Below are 19,831 nucleotides of genomic sequence, written 5' to 3' on the forward strand. Positions count from 1 at the left end.
ATAACGCAGAAATCGGGTTGTTGAAGGGGAACCGGCCGGTTCGAAAAAGCTGGTTTTCGCAGGAGTGCAAAGAGCCGTGGCGGCTGTGGCAGGACGAAAGGACAATCCGGGTGAAACTCGCTGGATAAGGCTTGTTGCCACGTTTCTGCTTGCTTTGCAATTTTGCAGATTTGCAAGCAACTTTTTTGCATATCTGCAAGAAATTCAGGTGATCTTTTTTTTGTCGATCTCTCTTTTTTTGATTTTTCGATAGATCGTTGCCATGTTCATGCCGGCTTCGGCGGCGGCTGCCTCAACGTTGTTCCCGTGTTTGCGCAGCAGTCGATTCAGGTAATCGGTTTCAAATCGGGCCAGGGCCGTCGCGTAATCGCTTTCATTGATCGCTACATAATCGCCATCGACCTCAATCAGTTGTCCGAGTACCGGCAGGCCGATATAGGTTTCGGTGGTCAGGGTCATGGCAGCTTCAATGACATTCTTCAGCTGTCGGATATTGCCGGGCCAGGGGTAGTTTTTTGCGGCTGATGTCGCTTCCGGTGTAAGTCCCTTGACCTCGGTTTCGAACTTTTCATTCTGCTCATTGACGAAGCGGTTGATCAGCAGCGGGATGTCTTCCGGCCGGTCACGAAGTGGCGGCAGATGAAGGTTGATGACGTTCAGGCGGTAGTAGAGGTCTTCACGGAAGCTGCCATTCTTGACCGCTTCTTTCAGATCGGCATTGGTTGCCGAAAGAATTCTGGCGTCAACCCGGGTCGGTTCGCGATCGCCGACCCGGAGAAATTCATGCTCCTGCAGAAAGCGGAGCAGAGTCATCTGGACGTTCAACGGCAGGTTGCCGACTTCGTCGAGGAACAGGGTGCCGCCGTTTGCTTCTTCGAGCAGGCCCCGCCGGTTTTCAGTGGCGCCGGTAAATGCCCCCTTGCGGTAGCCGAACAGTTCACTCTCGAGGATGTTTTCCGGCAGGGCACCGCAATTCAGAGCAACGAACCGGCCATTGGCCCGCGGCGAGTTGTAATGAATCGCCTGGGCGATCAGCTCCTTGCCGGTTCCTGATTCTCCGGTGATCAGGGCGGCCGTGTCGCGCACCGCGACCTTGGCAACCTTGGCCAGCAAATGCTGTAATGCTTCCGATGTCCCGACGATATTTTCGAAGCAGAAGCGACCTGACAACTCTTCCTTCAATTCCCGGTTTTCATCCATCAGTTGCTGGTGCTGCAGGGCGTTTCTGACCCGGTAGAGCAACTCGTCCGGTTCAAACGGCTTGGTCAGCATGTCGTAAGCGCCCTGCCGCAGTGCCTGAATCGACAGTTCAACGGTGGCATAAGCGGTGATGACAATGACCGGAATCTCCGGATCGCGGCCGCGAATATGTTTGAGGAGTTCAATCCCGTCCATTTCCGGCATCTTGATGTCGGTAATAACAAGGTCGTAAGAACCGGCGGTGAAATCAGCGACCGCCTGAACCGGTCGGGTGTAGCTTTTGACCTGGTAATCACAATCCCGCAGCACGGCCTCCATCATCCGGCAGAGCCCCTCTTCGTTATCGACCAACATGATTCTGGCTTTCGACATCTAGATAACCTCTCGTACGAATGGCAGCTCGATACTGATGGTTGTTCCGCGTCCTGGCTCGCTGATAATTCCGATTGTCCCCTGGTGCTGATCAATGATTTGTCTGGTGATTGCCAGGCCTAGGCCGGTACCACGTTCCTTGGTGGTAAAGAATGGCTCGAAGACCTCATCCAGATCTTCTTCCCTGATGCCGCAGCCGGTATCTGTAAATGTGATCAGGGCGCTGGTGTCTTCAGTTGTCGTCGTGATTGTCAACTTACCGCCGGACGGCATGGCCCCGCCGGCATTGAGAATCAGATTGATTGCGACCTGGCGAATCTGGTCGGCGTCGACCTGAACGGTCGGCAGGTCGGGATCGAACTGCCGGATGATTTCGACCCGGCGCAAATCTGTGTGGTTGGCGGCAAAGTCGATAATCTGTGTAAGCAGTTCATTGATGTTTTCGTCCCTGAATTCAGGTTGCGGCGTTCTGGCGTAGTTGAGCAGATCCTGGACAATTTTTTTGCAGCGTTTACTTTCGCGTTTAATCTCGCCGATGAAGTGATAGCTTTGATCATCCGGGCTCATCTTTTTTTCGAGGTAGCCGGCATAGCCGAGTATGACCCCGAGCGGATTGTTGATTTCGTGGGCGACGCCGGACGAGAGGACCCCGAGGGACGCCATTTTTCCCTGCTGGGCAAGATCGGCCTCAAGTTTCCGGTTGCGGCGCAGCATCCGGGTCATCCGGTTGAAGGTCGAAGCGAGTTCGCCGAGTTCATCCTGGGAATTGACTACCATTCTTTGTCTGAAATTCCCCTTGCGGACGTTGCGCACGACTGCAGTCATGTGGCGTATTGGATCGGTAAGAACCTTGGCAGCAAGAAAAACCATAAAGGCCGCGATCAGGGCTGTGAAAAGCGATATAATTGCCATGCTCGAGAGAATACGTCCCTTGATCAGGTTGGCCTCGGCATAGAACTCATCTTCATACGAGCCGACGGCGACAATCCAGTCCCATGGCTCAAAGTGAAGATAGCGGACTATTTTCCGGCGCGGGCGGGGGTCGGATGAATTCTTCCAGTCGTAGCGGATCCATCCCGAGGTCTTCTCAACCATGGCGCGGACGAATTGACGCCCATTGGAATCGACGACGTCGAGAATGTTTTCCCCTTCGGCATCGGGATGAATGGTCAGGTTGCCTTTGCGGTCGAGGCAGTAGATATAGCCGGTCTGGCCGACTTTCTTGGCCTTGATTTTCCGTTTCAGTTCAGCAAAGGCCCGTTTTTCAAATTCCTGATTTTCGTATGTTTCGTCGATATAACCGCCGGTGGCGATGATCCAGTCCCACGGCTCAAAGTAGCGATAAGCAACCATCTTCATCCGTGGTTCAATATCCCCAAGTTCCCGATTCCGCCACGGATAGATGGTGGTCATAACCTTTCCGGGTTCAGCCCGGCGCGCATTTTCACTCATTTTCCGGATAAAGTACTCGCCGTCATCATCCTGTTCCTTGAAGATGTTTTCCCCTTCGCGGGCGATATGTACGGTCAGGGTCCCGTCGCTTTTCATCGCATATATATAACCGCTTTCGCCGACCTGAACCCGTTTCAAGACCCGCCGGGCCGCCTTTTTTGCGCTGACCAGGTCGAGATCACCGGAAAGATGCTGGTGGTGCTCGGCTTCAACGAGACTGTAGGCAAGATTGGTCAGGTTCCTGAGTTCCTGCTCGGCAGCGGCTTTTTTATCCTGACGGTAGAGATGGTACTGCTGGTAGTGGGCATCAAGCAGGTCGATACTGAAATTGGCAAGATGGTCAAGATCATCCATGCTGGTCTGGGTGATACCGCGCCGGGCCTGCTGATGGCCAATGTAACCGACAATGGCACCGACCATCATGATCGGAATCAGGACCAGGGGCAAAACCATGACCATCATTTTCCAGCGGATGCGGAGATTGTTGACAAATTTGAAAAAATGACGTGCCATAGATGCAACCCTGCAGGATAAAATTTGACCAGATTATCTTTGCAGAATTGCAAAAATGCAAGATTTCTAATTTTATGCGAAATTGTGGTTAATGAGAGATGGCGGGAGAAGGGGATTCCCTTCTCCCGTGATGGACTTCAGGTTCAGCTGCCGGGTCACTCGGGGTTCAGCACGTAATTGTAGAATTCAACAACAAGTTGTTCATCGAGACCGGGGCGGTGGATATTCCGGGCCTGCTTGCTCGGCAGGTAGTAATTTTCAACTTTGGTGAATTCGGTGGTCAACTGCTCATCGATGCTGCCGTCGGGCGATGTGATTGAGACCTCTTGCGGCAGCATGTTCCCCTCGGCATCAAGATGGCGGATTTCAACGGAAAGAGGGCTTTGTTCACGGGCAGCGATGTCGATATGAATCAGTATCAATTGATCCGGATCAATGTCTAACGCCAGTTTTTCGATCTCTCTTTGCGGCAGGTCGAGGTCTGCTCCGTAGAAAGCCCCGTCGAGGTCGGTCGGTTCATCGAATTCAATATCGAAGTGATAGATGGTGGAGTCGGCGATCTGTGCTTCAGCACTTTTCACGGATGCTTTTTTCAAAAGCGCCTGCCGGATTTCGGTTTTGTCGATTGGCAGAAAGAGGGAACCGAGCTCGATGGCAAATCGTTGTGAGAAGCGGTTGATCATCTGTTCCATATACGGGAATGCGGTAACTGTTTTTGAGCGGATATAGATTCCGGATTTTCGGTTCCAGAACTTCATCAAATCAGGTGCTTCCGGTCGCGGGATATCTTTTGGCATGTTCCCGGTCATCCGCGCCAGCATTTCGTCAAGTTTATTGGTTTTCAGATCAACCCGGTAGGAATCAAGGCCTGGATGCTGGGAGGCATAATGCTTTGAAACCGCTTCAATTAGTTCGGTTCTGGAGCAAGCTGCGGTTGGAACGAGCAGTGTAGCGAGAAGGCAGAATATAATGAAAAAACGCATGGTCGATTCCCCCGATACTGTTAATGTCATTGCTTGTTGATCACGTTCATTATAACGCAGGTTTCCGGATGCGGAAAGGGGAAAGGATTTCCGACCGAACTCCGCATCTGTTAGAATCAATTTTAAAGGATCATTCCGGACAGGAATAAATGAAAACATTCGATGCGAAAAAATTCCCGACGGCGCCCGGTGTTTACCTGATGCAGGACAAGATCGGCAAAGTCCTTTATGTCGGCAAGGCGAAAAACCTCCGGAGTCGGCTGCGTTCCTATTTCTCCGGCAAAGGAGACGGGCGGGCCCATATCCGTTTTCTGATGGAGAAGACGGAGACGGTTGAAACGATTGTCACCGATACGGAGAAAGAAGCGCTGCTACTCGAGAATACCCTGATCAAGAAGCACCGTCCCCGGTACAATATCGATTTGCGCGATGACAAAACTTACGTTTCGGTTCGCCTCGATCCGCAGCAAGAGTTTCCGGCTCTGCAGATTGTGCGGCAGGTCAAAAAGGATGGCGCCCGTTATTTCGGACCCTACGCTTCGGCCAGTGCAATCCGTAATACCCTGAAGGATATCTACCGGATTTTTCCGCTGCGGCATCATCCGCTGTCGACCTGCCGGGCGCGCCGCCGACCATGTCTTTATTACCAGATTGGCCAGTGCAGCGGCCCATGTCACGGCCTGATTTCCGTGGAAGATTATCGTCGGCATGTCGACGGCGTTATTGCCCTGCTCGATGGCCGGGAAGGTGAGGTCAAGGCGCTGCTTGAGCAGAAGATGGTCAAGGCTTCGGCGGAATTGCGCTTCGAGGAGGCGGCTCGCCTGCGGGATCAGATGGTTGCACTGGAGAAGAGTGTTGAGCGGCAAAAGGTTTCGGAAGAGGGAGATCTTGATCAGGATGTCTTCGCTCTGCATCGTGAAGGTGGAGAAGTCGAGATCGCTGTTCTCTTTATCCGACGGGGAAAACTGACCGGCAAAAGGACCTTCGCGCTCGAGTGGCAACTTGACCAGGAGGCATTGCTGACCAACTTCCTGCAGCAGTTTTATGCCCGTGAAATTATTCTTCCAGACGAGATTCTCCTGCCGATCGCAGTTGATGACAGCCCGGTTATTGCCGAATGGTTGTCGGAAAGACGGGGCAAAAAAGTGTCGCTGCATGTTCCGCAGCGCGGCGGCAAGGCCCGGCTTGTTTCTCTTGCCGGGAGAAACGCTTCCGAAGCCTTCCGCCAGCGGGGCAGTCAGAAAGAAGCGCGGTTCAAGCTGCTCGAAGAGATCCGACGCCAGTTCCATTTGCAGCGGTTTCCGCATCGTATCGAGTGTTTTGATATCTCGAATATCCAGGGGGCGCAGGCCGTTGGCAGTATGGCGGTACTGCTGGACGGCGAACCGGCTACCAGGGAATATCGGCACTACCTGATTCGAACAGTTGTTGGTAGTGACGACTTTGCATCTCTGGCGGAAGTTTTGCAACGGCGGCTCAGGCGTGGGGTCGAAGACGACAATCTGCCGGAAATGCTGTTGCTCGATGGCGGCAAAGGCCAATTATCATCGGCGCTGTCGATCATCGAGGAGCTTGGCGTGGCCGATCAGGTTGATTTGGTTGCTATTGCCAAAAGTCGGGTCAAGGCCAATGTTAGAGGGAAGATGGTTGAAAAGACCGAGGAGAGGTTTTTCCTGCCGGGCCGAAAAAACCCGGTGATCTTGCGACCGGGCGCTCCCGAGCTTTTTCTGCTCGAACGATTGCGGAACGAGGCGCACCGCTTTGCCATTACCCATCATCGCAAGTTAAGAAAAAAGGCGACCCTGAAGTCGTCACTCGACGAAATCCCGGGGGTCGGGCCGGGCCGGAGGAAAAAACTGTTGAAATACTTCGGTAGTTTGAAAAAGGTCAAGGCCGCATCCCTTGAGGAATTACGGGCAATGCCCGGATTGCCGGATAAGGTTGCCGAAACGATTTACCATTATTTCAGGGCGGACTAATGTTCCGCCATTCAGCTGTTATTTGGTGGAAAGTTTGGCGAATTGCTGGATCCTGAGACGATCATCTTCTTCGATGAAATCAAAGTGGATGCCAAGATAAAAAGAATTGTCCTGGCCCGGCTCCGATCTGACAACTTCACCGGCAATCGGAATCAGTTCTTCATTATTCTCAAACGCAAGGTAGATAAGAAAATAGGTGCCCGGTTGGACCGGTTTCGGATATTCCATTCCGAGACCACTTGAACTCAAAGATATCTCTTTTCTGGAAAAATTCGCACTTAGAGGCGCACCTGCCGTTCGTTTATTCTTGCTCGTTGCTCTCTCCCAGCGTTCCCGGATAATCGCTTTCGAAACGTGACTTTCTTCGACCGCGATCCATAATTCAGAGCTGATTCTGGCGCTCCGGCGCTGATTGAAAAAGTTCAGATCTCCCGAGAGCTCAACAATCAGTCTTTGGTCAGAAAGTCTTTTGACAAACAGTGCGCGACAACTGATTCCCGTTTCGTTGTGCTCCGCCAGAAGCTCTATCCGTTGCCGGGGCTGAAACGGGTAGTCAGTATTATTGTTGTCGGAATTCAAGAAAATCAGTTCAAGTTTTGATCCCCGGCACGAAACAATGTAGGCGAAGACTGTGGCGAAAAGTTTCTTTGCTCCGGGGTCTTCAACGGCCGTTTTCAGGGTCACCCGATTGTTTTTGTCGAGATATTTGGCGTAATTCACAGGGGTTTACCTGCCAGCAAGCATCGTTGCAATTTCATCGGCAATGATTTCTATCGTCTTGGAATGGCTATTAACGGTTCTATCGGCATACTTGTGATAGAGCGGATTACGTTCTATGAAGAGCTCGGTAAAGCTTTCTCCGGGTGAGATGACCATGCCACGGGTCGACATGTCGGCAATGCGTGTCTGCAGGGTTTGCAGGGGTGTGTTGATGAACACCGCGAGGCCGTTTTTCTTGAGATGCTGCATAGCCTCCGGGCTATAGACTGCCGAACCGCCGGTAGCGATCACGGTTCTGTCTGTCTCGAGGCCAAGGAGCACCTCCTCTTCGACCCGACGGAAATGATCGAGGCCATCCTCGTTAATGATCGTCTGCAGGGATTTTCCGGAAAGGCGCTGGATCAGGAGATCCGTATCGATGAAATCGAAGCCGATGCGCTTGGCCAGGATGACACCGATCGTGCTTTTTCCTGCTCCCGGCATGCCGATGAGGATGATATTCGAATGATTCATCGAGCAATTATAGCGGCTCTCCGGGAAATTGAGAAACAAAATGAACAAGCCGCTTGCATCTGCTACTGACTGTTTCAGAAGTTGACGAAAACAGACCCTCCGAAACCATAATCAAGACTTCCCGTGGTGAGCCCGGCAACAGCGTTAAGGGAAATGCCGGAAGAACTGTTAAGCCAGCTGGTTAATTCCAGATGAAGTTCTCCCAGGGAACCGATTCCTCCAGCTGGTTCGGTTGCACCCCAATAGCGAATTTCACCGAGAAGTTCTTGCCTGAACAGATATCCGAGGCTGATTTCATAGGTCGTGTAGTCGTCGAGCTTCAGCTGGTCGTTATTCCCCTGCAATACGTAGGACCCTTCCGACTTGATCAGCCAGGAACCGAGCCACTTGCTCAAGCCGATCCCGGCTGTATAGTCGGTTTCGCCTGTGCCGAGTCCCTTGTCTTCATCTGCCGTAGGCAATTTTACTTTTCCAAAAAAGCGAAATGCCGGTCGTTGAGCCGTTTCTTTGCACAGACCCAGGTTGGCTGATAATTCGATATCGCCAGGGCCGTTTACCGATTCGTTCGAATTCGATGTGCTGCCGGAAGCCGGAACGCCCGATCCGCGCCGGTCGACAAAGAGATTTCCTGACCATGCGGCCGAGCTGTTGGAGAGATAAAGGTGTGATAGCGCCAGGCCGAAATCGATCGTGTCGTTCGGATAATATCCAAGAAACAGGGTCGATTTGAACGTCCTGGTCGTGTCCGTACTACCGAAATCGCCTGCGGTGTAGTTGCCGGTCAATTCCGCAGAGAACAGGGTATTTGCTCGCGCATTTGCGGCGACCAGTAACGAACTGAGGACGAGCGCGACAAGGTAGATCATAGTGTCGGTCTGGATTGACTTCATCTACGGGGACCCTTGCTCCGTGTGGTGAAATGTGCGGACGTTATGACAAATAAAGGTTCCGGTTCCTGCACCATTGGCCAGTCTTGTTCAGCAGGTCAAGCAGATTGCAGGGAACGACGGATTTTTGGCCGTCGTTCCCTGCTGGGCTGGAAATGATGATTCCGGAACGCTTTGCGTGTTAGTGCGATCAATCGGCCGTTTCCGGCATGTGCTCTTGGGTTTTTAATTGGAAACGATCCTGGTCGGCACGGTGAGCAACCTCCCCGGCCGGTGAATCCTCGACCTTTTGCTCCCTGAACTGCGACCGTTGCTGCTGTTGCAGTTCAGAGTCCTGTTGTTCCTGATAGCGATGCTGGTAACTGTTTTGGTAGGTGTTTTTCTGTTTGTAGGCTGTCCCGGATTGAGATCGATACGATGACGATGTCCCCGTATGACCGCTGCCGCCATAGGCGGCCATAACGTAGCTGCCGCTGACGAAAACAAATACGGCTGCCAGTGTAAAGATTGTACATTTTGCCATGATTACCTCCTTTTTGGTATTCTGTTTCGTAAAGTGTAGGTTCTGCTCTATAGACGCCTCAACAGGTCGGAGGTTGACAGGAATGTTATGGTATGCTCATTTTTCTTCAGGAGATTGGGTGCCAAGGAGTCCCGGTCGATGGGGCAGTAAAGAAAAGGGCCGGCAATTGCCAGCCCTTCTTGCTTCGATGTCTCTTTGCAGTCAGCCTTCGCTGATTTTCAGGACGATTTTTCCGAAATGCTTGTCCTCTTCCATCATCCGGTGTGCTTCAACGATTTCGTCGATGCTGAAGACCTTTTCAATGATCGGTACGATGCTCCGGTCGGCAAATTTCGGCAGCGCCCGCCGGGTAAACTCGGAGACAATCTCGGCCTTTTCCGAAACCGGGCGGGAGCGCAGGACCGAACCGATGATCTGCTGACGTTTGACCATCATCAGGGCGAGATTCAGTTCGGCCTTGATACCGGAAATAACGCCGATCACCACCAGTTTGCCTTTGTAGGCTAGCGAGTTCATGTTCGGCTTGAGGTACTTGGCTCCGACATGATCAAGGATGACATCGACACCTTTCTTACCGGTGTACTCCTTGATAATATCGGTGAAGTCAGGGTTTTCGGTGTAATCAATGACCAGGTCGGCGCCGAGCTTCCTGACCCGCTCCATCTTGTCCGGATGCGCCGTGACGATCAATTTGGCGTTCGGGGTCAGGGCCTTGGCCAACTGAATCGCCGCGGTATTAACGCCGCCACCGCCGCCGTGCAGGATCGCTGTTTGCCCATCCTGCAGGTCGCCGATCATGAAGACATTGAGGAAGGCCGTGATATACGATTCACAGACACAGGCTGCTTCTTCAAATGTCATCGATTCGGGAATCGGCATCAGGTGGTCGGCATATGCCACTGCGTACTCGGCGTAACCGCCGCCGCCAACCAGCGAGATCACCCGGTCGCCGGCCTTCCAGCCGGTCACACCCTCGCCCAGCGCTTCAATGGTACCGGCGACTTCAAGGCCGAGAATCTCCGAGTCGCCCGGTGGTGGTGGATAATTGCCCTGGCGTTGAACCAGGTCGGGTCGGTTGATCGAGGTGGCGACAACCTTGACCAGAACTTCACCTTCTTTCGGGCGCGGCTTTTCGGCTTCGCCGACTTTCAGGACATCGACGCCGCCGAATTCGTCTATCAACACAGCTTTCATTGGTAAAACTCCTCTCTCATCGGAAACAATTTCATAGCTAAAAGTGAACCAAGATTATAGGATAATCGCCGAATGATTCAACCCATTGTTTTTTTGTTCCGCTTATCGGTTATAATGCTTGGAATAATTTCATGAAGGAGATCTTTATGGTGACAAAGTGGCGTTGTACGGTTTGCGGTTACATTCATGAGGGCGAGGAGCCTCCAGAGAACTGTCCGATCTGCGGAGCGGAATCGGATAAATTTGTCGCGCTCGAAGAACCGAAGGTCAGTCTGCTGCGCGAGATGGTTGAGCTTTTTGAGCCACATCCGGTGACGGTCCATTTTCCGAACGCCCTGCTGCCGACCCTGGCTCTTTTTGTTTTTATTGCCCTGGTGTCCGACATCGGTTCCTTTGACACCGCGGCATTCTATCTCCTTGTGGTTGTCCTCTGTACCGTCCCGATCACCTTTGCGACCGGGCTGCGTGACTGGAAAAGAAAATTCGATGGGCAGATGGCGGCGATCTTCAAGAAGAAGATCGTACTCGCATCAACTCTTGTCGTTCTCACGATTGTGACGGTGGCGATCCGCACCCGGCAACCGGAACTTATGCAGGAAGGTGGCGGCATGATGGTTCTCTATCTCGTTCTGATCCTGTTGATGCTTGGCTGCGTGACGTTGCTCGGACATTACGGGGCAAAGCTGATGCGGGCGTTGATTGACAGGAATTAAGGGAGGGTTGGCTCCGTGTTGATTAGGTCCTCCACGTGCCTAAAGGTACTAAGTTGCGCGGGCGTGCCCTCTGTCGTCCAAGGGGACATTGTTGGATAGGGACACTCCCCGCAGTTCAGGGGAGTGTCCATAGATACTGAAGACAGGAAGAACCGCGCGGTCGCGGCCGCGCACTCCGCCATACTCTTTTATTGAGTTATAGAAGAGTATGCAGAAAACGGCTCCCTTGCAGGGGCTTTTTTATTTTTTTCTGATTTCTTCTGTTCAACTGTGTTACTGGAGAGTTTGCCTTGAAGCAAACACGGCATGTCTTCGTGGCGGTTGCGGTCGGGCTTCGGTTCAGTGAACGCGGTGCCAAGGGGCGACCTCAAGAGCTCCATGGGTGAGTCAAAATCATCTATGGATTCCCCCTTCGTCTACTTCGGCGAGCTCAGTACAAGATAGCTCAGGACAGGTGATCGGAGTCGAAAAGCTGACGGGGACACTACCCGAATTACAGGGAAGTGGCCCCTGACCTGAAGACAGTAGCCAGGACATAGAACACTGAATACAGAAGAACCGCCGGGTCCCGGCCCGGCAGCCGGGTTCATTTCTTTATTGAGCGATAAAGAAACGAACCAAAGAAACCGCTCCCTTGCAGGGGGCTTTTTTTGATCTGAATTGCTTCTGTTCAACTTTGCTGCCAGGGAGTTTGCCTTGAGGCAAACGCAGTTCGTCGCTGTGGCGGTTGCGGTCGGGCTGAGGTTCAATGATCGCGCTACCGGAGGCGACCTCAAGAGCTCCACGGGTGAGTCAAAGGCTTTGCTTTTAAGGTTTTGAGACTTTTCCTGGTTTTTTCTGACAGCTGACAGCTTAAAACTTACAGCTTTCTTATATGTAAGACCGCCGAGCGAGCAGATTTCAATCCGGCGTTCAGGTAACGCCAGTGACTGACGGATTGAAATCTGCGCAGTGAGGGAACCTGATCATCAGGCGGGTGAGCTGGGGTGTCATTCTTTTGCTTTCTTTTCTTGGACAAGCCCTTCGACTGGCTCAGGACAGGTAAGAAAAGAAAGGAGCAAGCCGGGCGATACCGGCGACCTTGATTGGTTTTTTTGTGGCGTCCCCAGGTTAGATGGGACACTACCAGAAGTTCAGGGAAGTGTCCTCTGGCCTGAAGAAAAAAGGCGAGCTTTTCAGCTCGCCTTTTAAATAATTGAACAACTATGGTTGCTATCACTTAATGGTTGACTGCCTCATCAGTTTCCACCGGAAAAAGATCGTCGAAAATTTCCTGGACTGTCTCAATCTTGTTTGCTTTCCACGCATTGGTGCCGCAAAAGACAATCCCTGTTTCGACATCGCCGCGCTGGGCCCGGTCAAGAGCGTGAACAATACAGAAGCGTTCCCGGTTCTCCTTGTAGGTGCACTTACGCAGGCAATTCGATGGGCAGGATACGTTGAGATCGACATCCCGTTGACGAACCTTTTCAAAATTCTTGATAATAGCTCTTCCCGGGAGCCCGGCGGGGCTCATGATCAGGCCAATATCATCCTTTTTGCAGTTGAGGTAGAATTGCTTGAATGCGTCGGCGGCGTCGCACTCTTCGGTGGTAACGAACCGGGTCGCCATCTGAACGCCATCGGCACCCTGATCGAGCGCGTATTGAAAGTCTTCGCGACTCCAGACCCCACCGGCAGCTATTATCGGTATATCAAGATCCCATTCATCGCGGAAGTAGGCCTTGACCCGCCGCACTGTTTCATATTGATCGTATTGGCCGGTTCCGATGTTTTCCGGTTTTTCACCGAGATGGCCACCGGCGGTATCCGGATCTTCAACGACAACCGCATCGGGCAGGCGGTCAAATCCTTTTTTCCATTTGCGGGCGATCAGTTGTGCTGCCTTGACTGAAGAGACGATCGGCACCAGGGCTACGTCCGGATAGTCGGCAGTCAGTCCGGGAAGATTGAGCGGCAGACCGGCACCCGAGACGATCAGCTGCGCACCATACTTACAGGCCGCCTTGATCATGTCGTCATAATTGGTTGTGGCGACCATGCAGTTAACGCCGATAACACCGTCGGGGGCGAGCTCGCGGGCTTTTTCCAGCTCGTCCTTGAGGGCGAGCGGCTCGGCCGCGAAATAGTTGCGACCATTGTAATGCGGGCTGTTGACAGCCAGGCCGGCGCTGGCAACAAGGCCGATCCCACCGGCCCGGGCGACGGCGCTGGCCAGCCGGGCTCCGGAGACGCGAACCCCCATACCGCCCTGGATCAGCGGATACGGGACTGTATATTTTCCGATAGTTAAACTCATGCTATTTCCTCCTTACTGCTCCTTGCTACCGTGATTTTATCAGGACTGCCGGTTTGCAAATGTAATAATTCTGTAAAACCTTTTCCCTTGTCGATCGACGGGCTTGAATGTTAAAGAATGAGTCATGAAATTTATCAAGCGTCTTTTTAATCCGGTAATAGCTTTTATCGGGATTCAACTGGTCTGGCTGGTTGTCGTTTTTTTCTGGATCCGCTGGTTCATGGAGCGACACTGGCAGGTCCGTGAGCTGGCTGAAAAATACAGCCATGTGATGCCGGAAGGAACCGACTGGTTTATTCTGGTCGAGGGGCTGGTTCTGCTTGCAGCCATCCTGGTCGGTGTCTATGTCATTTATCTCTACTGGCGGCGGCAGTCGGCGCTACTGAAGGCCAAGCGCGATTTCATCTCCCAGGTGACCCACGAGCTTAAATCGCCGCTCGCATCATTGCAGCTGCATATAGAAACAATCCGGCGTAATCCGCCACCGCCGCTGAAGCTTGAAACCTTTCTCGATAACATGTTGTCCGACACAGATCGTCTGAGCGCCTTGATCAATAATCTTTTGTCGGCCAATCGCCTTGAACAGCGCGGCATCAAACTTTCTTTGAAAAATGTTGATTTTTCAGAGTTTGTGTTGGGGTATTTTCGTCCTCTGCAATATTCACTGCCGAGGGCCGGAACCATGGAAATCGACATCGAGCCGGGTCTCTATGCCCGGATTGAAGGCGAATCGATCGAAATCGTTTTTCGGAACCTGCTCGAAAATGCGATTCTTTATTCTCCCGATTCCCCTGAGCTGAAAGTTGAATTGAAAAAAGATGGTCGATATGCTCATTTTGTTATTTCCGATCAGGGTCGTGGAATTGTCGAGAATGAGCAGAAAAAGGTATTCCGGATGTTTTACCGGGGGATGAAAGGGAGCGAAACGATCAAGGGGACCGGGCTCGGACTTTTTATTACCAAGGCGATCGTCCGTCTGCATAAAGGCAAAACCTGGCTTGAGAGCCCCGGCCCGAACCGGGGCACGGCGGTTCATATCCAGCTTCCCCTGGACGCCAGAGATGAGGAAAAATGATGAGCCAGGCACATCTTCTGCTGGTTGAAGATGAACCACATATCGCCAGCGGCCTGATTTACAATCTTGAAGCCGAGGGCTACCAGGTGACCCACGCGGAAAAAGGGGAGGTGGCTCTCGAACAGCTCTGGCAGCAGCCGTTTGCCCTGGTTATCCTCGATATCATGCTCCCGGGCATCGATGGCCACGAGGTTTGTCGCCAGATTCGAAAGCTCGATCCAAAGCTACCGATACTGATGTTGACCGCCCGTTCGGAGGACAAGGACCGTATCGAGGGGTTGTCGGCCGGAGCTGATGACTACCTGACCAAGCCTTTCAATCTCGATGAATTCCTTCTCCGGGTCAAAGGGATGCTACGTCGCTCGGCCTGGTACCGGCCGCAGGCGGCGCCGGAGCAGCACTACGTTTTTGGATGCAACGAAGTCAACCTTCACGAAGGCAGAGCGATGACGGCCGAAGGTGAAATATCCCTGACCGAGCACGAAGTCAAGCTGCTCCGGGCCTTTTTCCGCAGAGAGGGGGAGATCATCAGCCGAAGCGATCTGCTTGAAGCCGCGTGGGGGATGGATCCGAAAACCGAAACCCGGACCCTTGATAATTTCATCGTGCGTTTGCGCAAATACTTCGAAAAAGATCCATCTTCACCGAAGCACTTCCAGACCATTCGCGGCCGCGGCTACCGGTTTGTTAAGGATGAAAAAAATGCGAGCAGTCTTTCCTCGGCTTGAATTGAAATAATGAGCAGAGGCGTCTCAACTCTTGTTTTGGCAAGCCCGCCTGTTGTACAATTTAAAACTTATGCAACATTTTTAAAATAAGGAGTTGTAATGGCAAAACAGGAAGCAGAATTTATCCCGAAGTGGCTGGCCTGGGAATCGACCCAGCGCTGCAATCTGCAGTGTGTTCATTGCCGCTGCTCATCCGACATGGACGCAGCCAAGGGTGATTTTACAACCGAGGAAGCCAAGAAGCTGATTGATGATATCTGCGAAGTCTCGCAGCCGGTTATGGTCCTCTCCGGTGGTGAACCGCTGTTGCGCGATGATATTTTCGAAATCGCCGAATATGGTACCAGCAAGGGTCTGCGCATGTGCATGGCGACCAACGGAACCCTGGTCACCGACGAAGTCTGCCAGCAGATGAAAAAGGCCGATATCAAGATGGTCTCACTTTCGCTGGATGGCTCGACCGCTGAAACCCACGACGATTTCCGGGCCTGCCCGGGCGCCTATGAAGGCGTGGTTCGGGCCGCCGAAACGCTGACCCGAAACGGCATCAAATTTTTGATTAATTCATCCTTCACCAAGCGGAATCAACACGATATCGGTGCGACTTTCAAGCGGGCCAAGGAACTCGGCGCCACCGCCTGGTACATGTTCATGATTGTTCCAACCGGTCGTGGCGAAGAGATCATGAGCGAATTAATCTCGGCCGATGACTACGAGGAGATACTTTCCTGGCATTATGAACAGGAGAAAAACGAAGACGACATCCTGATGCGGCCGACCTGTGCGCCGCATTACTACCGCATTGTGCCGCAGATGGCCAAAGCCGAGGGAGTTGACTTCAAACGCCGCAGCCTGACCTTCTCGACCGGCGGCGGCAAGGGTTGCATCGCCGCTCAGACGATCTGTCTGATCGACTGCTTCGGCAATCTCAAACCCTGTTCCTACTTCCACTCCTCGGTTGGCAACGTCAAGCAAATTCCGTTCAAGGAGCTCTGGTATAATTCCAAGACCTTCAATGATCTGCGGGACTTCAAAAAGTACGGCGGCAAGTGCGGCGAGTGCGAATTCATGAATGTCTGCGGCGGTTGTCGGGCCCGGGCCGACGCAGTCTATGGTGATTACATGGCGGAAGAGCCGTTCTGTAACTATATTCCGAACCGCACCCGTAAGCGGATGGAAGAGGAGGCGAAGGAACTCGCTCCGAAATAAACCGGAGAACCTGCCTCACGCAAAGGCGTAAAGACGCCAAGAAAACCAAAGGCAGATTTAGCGATAAATCCGAGACACGTAAACTAAAAAGTCTTCATCCTTTTTGTTTATAAGGTTGTTACTTCCGCGAAAGCGTGGAACCAAATTTCTATACTTTGCCTAATTTTACGTCATAATGTTTCTTCTCTTTGCGCCTTGGCGTCTTGAGTGAGCGGAAGCGAACGGGCGTGAAACAGATTTGAATTCAAGGAGATTCCAATGTCTAAAGATTACACTTTTCTCAAGGCGTGCTGGTGTCAGCCGACCGATTATGTCCCCGTCTGGCTGATGCGTCAGGCCGGCCGTTACCTGCAGTGCTACAAGGATGTTCGCGCCAAGGGGGGCGGCACTTTCCTTGATCTCTGCAAGGATCCGGCGCGGGCCGCCGAAGTAACCATCCAGCCGATTGATATCCTCGATGCCGACGCGGCGATTCTTTTCTCCGATATCCTGACCCCAGTCGAGCCGATGGGGTTGAAACTCGATTTCGTGCCGGGGCCGGTCTTCGAAAATCCGGTTCGGACTGCGGCCGATGTCGATGCCCTGGTCGTTCCGGACGATATGGCGCAAGCGGTTTCCTATGTTCCCGAAATCATCAAGCGCCTCCGCGTTGCCTTTGAAAACCGGGTGCCGCTGATCGGCTTTGGCGGCGCACCTTTTACCCTGGCCTGCTACATGGTTGAGGGGAAGGGGAGTAAAGACTTCGCTTCACTCAAGCAGATGATGTACTCCGACTTCCCGCTCTACGATGCCCTGATGAAGAAGGTCACCGAGATGGACCGGCGTTATCTCAACATGCAGATCGAAGCAGGGGCTCAGGCGATCCAGATTTTCGATACCTGGGGCGGCCTTTTGGCGCCGCACGATTTCGAACGTTACATCCTGCCGTACGTTAAAGAGCTGATTGATGGTCTGAACCGCGACGGAATTCCGATCATCTACTTCGTCAAGGGTAGTGGTACCATGCTCGAACTGGTCAAGGAAGCCGGTTCCGACGTGGTTGGTCTCGACTGGCATGTCAACCTCGGCAAGGCGCGCGACATCCTCGGACCCGACATTGCCGTTCAGGGCAACCTCGATCCGACCGTCCTCTACGCGCCGAAGGATCATATCGAGCGCGAGGTGCAGCGGATTCTCGACGAGAATGCCGGCCGGCCGGGCTTCATTTTTAACCTCGGTCACGGTATCCTGCCGACGGTACCGCCGGAGAATGCGATTCACATGGTTGAGTGTGTCCATCGTCTGTCCGGCAAGAAGTAGCCGAGATTATTTTTTAACGGAGAGATGCAGAGTTGGAGAGAACGGAGAGAATGCTTTTTGGGTTATGCCGGGGAGTGAGATTTCTCTCCGCACCTCTTGTCTCTCTCCACCTCTCCGTTAATTAGCTTTTTACTGGGGACAGAATTAAATTCTGTCCCCTTTTAAATGAGTCCGACAATGAGCAAATCCGACAAAAAAGCGCTTGTTCTGTTGAACATGGGCGGTCCTGATAGCCTCGATGCGATCGAGCCGTTTCTCTATAACCTGTTCGCCGACCGCGACCTGATCCAGCTGCCGGCCGGGGCCCTTCTGCAGAAGCCGTTTGCCAGGTTGATTTCCCATTTTAGAGCGAAAAAGGTCGAGGCTAATTACCGCGTAATTGGCGGCCGGTCGCCGCTGCTCGAGTGGACGCAAAAACAGGCGGCAGCAATTGCAGGAGAGCTTGGTGCAAACTGGCAGCCGTATGTCGCCATGCGCTACTGGATGCCGCGGGCCGACGAGGTGGTCAAGAAGATTGCCCTCGACGGTATCCGCGACTGCGTCGTCCTCTCGATGTACCCGCATTACACTGGCGCGACAACCGGCAGCAGCATCAAGGATTTCAAACGGGCGGTCGCCCGGTCCGCGCCGGAACTGAACTGTTCTTATATTGAAGAGTGGTACGATTGGTCCGGTTACCTTGATGCCCTGGCCGGAAGGGTCAAGGCCGGTATCGACAATATCCACGACATGTTGCACAACGAGATGCAGATCGTTTTTTCAGCCCATGCTCTGCCGCAGAAATTCATCGATCGCGGCGACCCTTATCTCGATCATGTCAAGACGACGGTCGCAGGAGTGATGGAGCGGGTCGGGGACATCCCTTATCAAATCGGATTCCAGAGCCGCAGCGGACCGGTGAAATGGATGGAGCCGGAGACCACCGAGGTGATGGATCGGCTGGCAGCAGAAGGCTGTCAGGCGCTGCTGATAGTGCCGATCTCTTTTGTCTCGGATCATATCGAGACGCTGCACGAGATCGACATCGAGTACCGTGACCACGCCATGAACGCCGGCATTCACAACTTCTACCGTTCACCGTCACTGAATGTCGACCCGATCTTTATTGCCGCAATGGCCGAGCTCGTGCGCGCCAGAGGTGGCTCATGAAAACCTGTACCGTCTGTAAAAAAGAATTTGATTCCGACGAAAAAAGTCTCGATCCGGCGGTCGAGATGGGAGCATTCCTCGGAGAAAATATTCTCAAGGATGGAGAAGAACTCTGCCCGACCTGTCTTGCCAGCCGCGGCGTGTTGGGGATGATGTACTGCCGTAATCTCGATTAACGAGGGTGTTCGATCAATGCAAGACCAGCGGTACTCAATCGGATGATTAGCCAGGTTGTTGCCGGTGACATACTCATCGGTTGTCATCACGACCGGCCAGCGGCACCAGGAATACGAAACAGGCAACCAGGAAAATGAGGCTGCCGATTATTGTCCAGATATCATCATGCTTGATGCCGGCAGCAAGAAAGAACAAAGCGCAAACAATAAAAAGAACCCAGCCTGCAATATTGAACTTTCTCTCCCTTTCGCTGTTGCTATCCATGAAAATCACCTTCTGTCTAACGTGACGATTCTCTGCTGCGGAGCCACGGAGGTTTGAGCTGACCCGGTCGACGGTTCAAACTCGGCCCGGTTTGTTTACCCCTGTTTCTTGGCGACGATCTTCTCGAATTTTTCCCGGTTGATGGTGAAACGTTCGTGTGTTCCTTCACCGATGACATCCTGTTCGTCGCTGGCGACGATCGACCATTTGGTCTTCGGCCCGTCGACCGCTTCACATTTTACCTTGACTTCAACGGTCATGCCGGGAGGGGTTGCCGCACTGTGGGAAACGCAGATATTGGTCCCGAGGCTGATTTCATTATCTTCCATGTGATCGCGCAAGGCCTCCATGCAGGCCCATTCCATCAGCCCGACCATGAATGCGGTGGCAAAAACGGGCGGCATTGAGCGAAACAGATCGGATTCTTCATAAACATGGGGTACGGTCTTGTTCTCCGGTACCCGGTAAGTATGATTGAATTCCATGCCGGCGAGCAGAGTTGGTTTCATCGTCTGTTCCTTTCTTTTTAAAGATGCGTTTTGGCTGTTTTGCCTGAACCGGAGTTCTTCCACGGTGGTCGGC

General features: G+C 52.8%; 19 protein-coding genes. 8 read left to right on the plus strand and 11 right to left on the minus strand.

Going from position 1 to position 19,831, the window contains the following annotated elements; all coding sequences use genetic code 11:
• Window positions 1-204: 204 nt before the first annotated feature.
• From C0623_10355 to C0623_10365, 3 genes are all read right to left on the minus strand, one after another.
• A complete protein-coding gene (locus C0623_10355; protein PLX99092.1) occupies window positions 205-1,572 on the minus strand; it encodes a sigma-54-dependent Fis family transcriptional regulator in 1,368 nt (455 codons plus the stop codon).
• Window positions 1,573-3,537: a histidine kinase gene (locus C0623_10360; protein ID PLX99093.1), complete on the minus strand. Its 1,965-nt coding sequence runs from the start codon at window positions 3,535-3,537 to the stop codon at window positions 1,573-1,575.
• A gap of 155 nt (window positions 3,538-3,692) precedes the next feature.
• The gene (locus C0623_10365) at window positions 3,693-4,520 is read right to left on the minus strand and encodes a hypothetical protein (GenBank protein ID PLX99094.1); all 828 of its coding nucleotides are present in this window, start codon (window positions 4,518-4,520) and stop codon (window positions 3,693-3,695) included.
• A 149-nt stretch (window positions 4,521-4,669) separates the two neighbouring features.
• On the opposite strand from C0623_10365, the gene C0623_10370 reads away from it, so the two are divergent.
• Window positions 4,670-6,499, plus strand: coding sequence for an excinuclease ABC subunit C (locus tag C0623_10370; protein ID PLX99095.1), 1,830 nt, complete (start codon window positions 4,670-4,672; stop codon window positions 6,497-6,499).
• A gap of 18 nt (window positions 6,500-6,517) precedes the next feature.
• Here C0623_10370 and C0623_10375 read toward each other — a convergent pair whose 3' ends face one another.
• The 5 genes from C0623_10375 to C0623_10395 form a co-directional block, all read right to left on the minus strand.
• Entirely contained in the window at window positions 6,518-7,219 is a 702-nt protein-coding gene (locus C0623_10375) for a hypothetical protein (protein ID PLX99096.1), read from the minus strand.
• 6 nt (window positions 7,220-7,225) lie between these two features.
• Window positions 7,226-7,732, minus strand: a complete 507-nt coding sequence (locus tag C0623_10380; GenBank protein ID PLX99097.1) for a shikimate kinase — start codon at window positions 7,730-7,732, stop codon at window positions 7,226-7,228.
• Between the two features lie 74 nt (window positions 7,733-7,806).
• A complete protein-coding gene (locus tag C0623_10385; protein ID PLX99098.1) occupies window positions 7,807-8,622 on the minus strand; it encodes a hypothetical protein in 816 nt (271 codons plus the stop codon).
• A 187-nt stretch (window positions 8,623-8,809) separates the two neighbouring features.
• The gene (locus tag C0623_10390) at window positions 8,810-9,142 is read right to left on the minus strand and encodes a hypothetical protein (GenBank protein PLX99099.1); all 333 of its coding nucleotides are present in this window, start codon (window positions 9,140-9,142) and stop codon (window positions 8,810-8,812) included.
• 201 nt (window positions 9,143-9,343) lie between these two features.
• Window positions 9,344-10,336, minus strand: a complete 993-nt coding sequence (locus C0623_10395; GenBank protein ID PLX99100.1) for an NADPH:quinone oxidoreductase — start codon at window positions 10,334-10,336, stop codon at window positions 9,344-9,346.
• 146 nt (window positions 10,337-10,482) lie between these two features.
• Here C0623_10395 and C0623_10400 point away from each other — a divergent pair, with 146 nt between their 5' ends.
• Window positions 10,483-11,049 carry a hypothetical protein gene (locus C0623_10400; protein ID PLX99101.1) on the plus strand — a complete coding sequence of 189 codons (567 nt, stop codon included), beginning with the start codon at window positions 10,483-10,485 and terminating at the stop codon, window positions 11,047-11,049.
• Between the two features lie 1,219 nt (window positions 11,050-12,268).
• On the opposite strand, the gene C0623_10405 is transcribed toward C0623_10400, so the two are convergent.
• Window positions 12,269-13,348 carry a nitronate monooxygenase gene (locus C0623_10405; GenBank protein PLX99102.1) on the minus strand — a complete coding sequence of 360 codons (1,080 nt, stop codon included), beginning with the start codon at window positions 13,346-13,348 and terminating at the stop codon, window positions 12,269-12,271.
• A 124-nt stretch (window positions 13,349-13,472) separates the two neighbouring features.
• Between C0623_10405 and C0623_10410 the strand changes: the two genes are divergently transcribed.
• The 6 genes from C0623_10410 to C0623_10435 all read left to right on the plus strand — a co-directional run bounded on the left by C0623_10410 (window position 13,473) and on the right by C0623_10435 (window position 18,984).
• On the plus strand, window positions 13,473-14,423 hold the full coding sequence (locus tag C0623_10410) for a sensor histidine kinase (protein ID PLX99103.1): 951 nt from the start codon (window positions 13,473-13,475) through the stop codon (window positions 14,421-14,423).
• Window positions 14,423-15,151, plus strand: coding sequence for a DNA-binding response regulator (locus C0623_10415; protein ID PLX99104.1), 729 nt, complete (start codon window positions 14,423-14,425; stop codon window positions 15,149-15,151). Before C0623_10410 ends, C0623_10415 begins: the two co-directional genes overlap by 1 nt.
• A 99-nt stretch (window positions 15,152-15,250) precedes the next feature.
• On the plus strand, window positions 15,251-16,360 hold the full coding sequence (locus C0623_10420) for a radical SAM/SPASM domain-containing protein (GenBank protein PLX99105.1): 1,110 nt from the start codon (window positions 15,251-15,253) through the stop codon (window positions 16,358-16,360).
• Window positions 16,361-16,618: 258 nt separating this feature from the next.
• Entirely contained in the window at window positions 16,619-17,659 is a 1,041-nt protein-coding gene (locus tag C0623_10425) for a uroporphyrinogen decarboxylase (protein ID PLX99106.1), read from the plus strand.
• A 177-nt stretch (window positions 17,660-17,836) separates the two neighbouring features.
• Entirely contained in the window at window positions 17,837-18,808 is a 972-nt protein-coding gene (gene hemH, locus C0623_10430; GenBank protein ID PLX99107.1) for a ferrochelatase, read from the plus strand.
• Window positions 18,805-18,984, plus strand: a complete 180-nt coding sequence (locus tag C0623_10435; GenBank protein ID PLX99108.1) for a hypothetical protein — start codon at window positions 18,805-18,807, stop codon at window positions 18,982-18,984. Before hemH ends, C0623_10435 begins: the two co-directional genes overlap by 4 nt.
• Before the next feature lie 73 nt (window positions 18,985-19,057).
• Here C0623_10435 and C0623_10440 read toward each other — a convergent pair whose 3' ends face one another.
• Window positions 19,058-19,249, minus strand: a complete 192-nt coding sequence (locus C0623_10440; GenBank protein PLX99109.1) for a hypothetical protein — start codon at window positions 19,247-19,249, stop codon at window positions 19,058-19,060.
• Between the two features lie 95 nt (window positions 19,250-19,344).
• Complete coding sequence (locus C0623_10445; GenBank protein ID PLX99110.1) at window positions 19,345-19,758, minus strand: thioesterase; 414 nt, start codon at window positions 19,756-19,758, stop codon at window positions 19,345-19,347.
• Between the last annotated feature and the right edge of the window lie 73 nt (window positions 19,759-19,831).

It is taken from the genome of Desulfuromonas sp., assembly GCA_002869615.1.
Taxonomy (GTDB): domain Bacteria; phylum Desulfobacterota; class Desulfuromonadia; order Desulfuromonadales; family UBA2294; genus BM707.